Origin of the sequence: Burkholderia sp. 8Y (genome assembly GCF_902506145.1) — a bacterium.
In the GTDB taxonomy this organism is placed as follows: domain Bacteria; phylum Pseudomonadota; class Gammaproteobacteria; order Burkholderiales; family Burkholderiaceae; genus Caballeronia.
Genome location: NZ_LR733537.1, coordinates 1 through 2,592 on the forward strand (window position 1 = coordinate 1; position 2,592 = coordinate 2,592).

At 61.6% G+C, this 2,592-nt stretch carries 3 protein-coding genes; all 3 read right to left on the bottom strand.

Going from position 1 to position 2,592, the window contains the following annotated elements:
- Positions 1-142: 142 nt before the first annotated feature.
- From tnpC to tnpA, 3 genes are read right to left on the bottom strand one after another with little or no spacing between them, the layout of a single operon-like run.
- Complete coding sequence (gene tnpC / locus GV035_RS26500; protein WP_159838681.1) at positions 143-1,717, bottom strand: IS66 family transposase; 1,575 nt, start codon at positions 1,715-1,717, stop codon at positions 143-145.
- A 30-nt stretch (positions 1,718-1,747) separates the two neighbouring features.
- The gene (gene tnpB / locus GV035_RS26505; RefSeq protein ID WP_374729979.1) at positions 1,748-2,101 is read right to left on the bottom strand and encodes an IS66 family insertion sequence element accessory protein TnpB; all 354 of its coding nucleotides are present in this window, start codon (positions 2,099-2,101) and stop codon (positions 1,748-1,750) included.
- Positions 2,089-2,508, bottom strand: a complete 420-nt coding sequence (gene tnpA, locus GV035_RS29790; protein ID WP_131239928.1) for an IS66-like element accessory protein TnpA — start codon at positions 2,506-2,508, stop codon at positions 2,089-2,091. Before tnpA ends, tnpB begins: the two co-directional genes overlap by 13 nt.
- Positions 2,509-2,592 lie beyond the last annotated feature (84 nt).

Genomic DNA, 2,592 nt, shown 5'->3' on the forward strand with positions numbered 1-2,592 from the left:
GTAAGCGACTCGGCTGGGCCAGTTCCTGATTCGCGCGCGCGTGAGGCATGATGGTGCTGTCGTGGTGGAATTCGTATAGATCACGGGGGATCGTGCCCATGATCGGCAATCGTGGACACGATCCACTCAAATCTATCCAGATCTACCCGGTTAAGGGCGTAGGCGGAGTGGCCGGCTTCAGTTTGTCAGCCACGTTCCAGGGCAGCAATTCGTCGATGCGTGAGATCTTGTGATCAGCGATATGGGTCAGGACGTACTCCATATAGGCGCGCGGGTTGATCCCGTTGAGCTTTGCCGACCCGATCAAGCTATACATCGCGGCGGCTCGCTCGCCCCCGCTGTCGGAGCCGACGAACAGATAGTTCTTGCGTCCGAGCGCGACACAGCGCAGCGCGTTCTCGGCAAGCACGTTGCTGATCTCGACTCGACCGTCCTCGCAGTAGAACACCAGCGGCGCCCAGTGGTTCAGCGAGTAGTTGATTGCTTTTGCGAGCGCGGACTTCGTCGATAGCGTCGCGAGTTTCACCCTGATCGTCGCTTCGAGCTTCGCGAGCAACGGCTTGCTCTTTTCCTGCCTGAAGCGCAGACGCTCGTCAGGCGCCTTGCCGCGGATGTCGGCTTCTATGCGGTAGAGTTCGCCGATCATCTCGAGCAGTTGCTGGGTATCTAAAGTCGGTGTGCGCGCGTGAACATCGTAAATGTACCTCCTCGCATGATCCCAGCATGCCGCTTCGTGGATCTCGCCGCTCGCATACAGTTGATCAAAACCGGCGTATGCATCGGCCTGCAGGATGCCGCGGAATGCGGCGAGACGGGTCTGAGGATGGACGCCTTTGCGATTCGAGGAGAAGTCGAACCATACCGCAGCCGGCTCAGTCGAGCCCGAGCGGTGATCGTCACGCACGTAGACCCAGAAGCGACCGGTCACCGTCTTTCCGTTGCCTGGCGCGAGCACCGCAACCGGCGTGTCGTCGACGTGTACCTTGCCGGGGACCAGCACGTAGCGCTGGATTGCTTCAACAAGCGGTCCGCAGAGCTCGGCGATCTGCCCGATCCAGCGGCCCATACTGGCGCGATCCAACGTCACGCCGTCGCGTGCCGCAATCTCCGATTGGCGGTACAGCGGTTGGTGATCGGCGAACTTCGATACCGCAATGTCGGCCAGCAGGCTCGGATGCGCGATGCTGTGCTCGATGGGCAGGCTGGGCATCGCGGGCTGTTCGATGTGGCCGCAGTCAGGACAGCACAGCTTGTGACGGATCGTGCGGATCACTTTGAACGCAGCCGCTACGCGCGCGAGCTGCTCCGAAACATCCTCGCCGAGTCGCTGCATCGTTGTCGCACACTTGGGGCAAGCCGGATTCGGTGTAAGTTCGATTTCATCGCGTGGCAAGTGCGGCGGCAGCGGCTCTCGCGTGGGCGCTCGACCGGGCGGCGCCGTCGACGTCTTGTCTGGACGCCCTCGCGTCTCGGCAGCGCCCTGACCGGCCGTCAGGTCTTCCAGCTGCGCCTCGAGTTTATCGATCTGCCGGGCCAGTTTCTCGGACTTGCTCCCGAAGTACATCCGCCTGAGCTTGTCGATCTGCACCTTCAGGCGTTCGATTTGGTCGTCCCTTGCGGCGATCTCCCGCACCATGTTCTCGATCGACGCCTGCTGCTCGAGCACCAGAGCCTGGAGCTCCGCGACGGTGGTGGGAAGCGGCGCAGATTGGGACATGCGTCGCAGTTTACGAGCCTTCGATGTGGTTTACAACATCGACAGAGCAGCGGTGCGTTTCGGGTGTCGCCAGTCGATGCCTTCGAGGAGCATCGACAGCTGTGCGCTCGACAGATGGATTTTTCCACCGTCGGCCTGGGGCCAGATAAACCGGCCTCGCTCCAATCGTTTTGCGAGCAGCCAGAGCCCATCGTCGGTCGCCCAAAGCAGCTTCACGAGATCGCCGCGGCGGCCGCGGAAGATGAATACGTTGCCACCCAGCGGATTCTCTTCGAGAGCTGTCTGCACTTTCGCGGCCAGCCCCTGGAAGCCGCAGCGCATGTCTGTCACGCCGGCCACGAGCCAAACGCGCGTACCTGCCGGCAGCGCGATCACTTCAGGCATTCCTGCAGGAACGCTTCAGCGCGCTCGGCAGACAGGCCGCGAATCCTCACACGCCGTTTGCCGATCTCCACCTCGATTTCGCACACGGGCGCCGGCATCGGTACGCCGCTCGTCGCTTGCGACGCCATTGACGACTCAGGCGGCCGCAGTACCAATGCCGGATCGATTACGTCGACGCTCAGCAGCTTCGTGCTGGGCACGCTAGGCGCAGCTTCGAGTGCAGGAATGACAAGCTTGCCTTCACGGTATTGCTTGCGCCATGCGAACACCACATTGGCGTTGATGTCGTGCCGTCGCGCAACGATCGACACCGACATGCCGGGTTCCAATGTCTCCCTGATGACCAGCTGCTTAAATTCTTGCGCATACGTGCGATGGGGATGGGTACGGCCCGCTGCGTTCGACATGGCTGACTGTCTCCGTCAAGCTGAACGCGCCCATCATGCGTCGAAATATTCCGCACTGAGATACGGTCGTGCCGAGTCGCATAC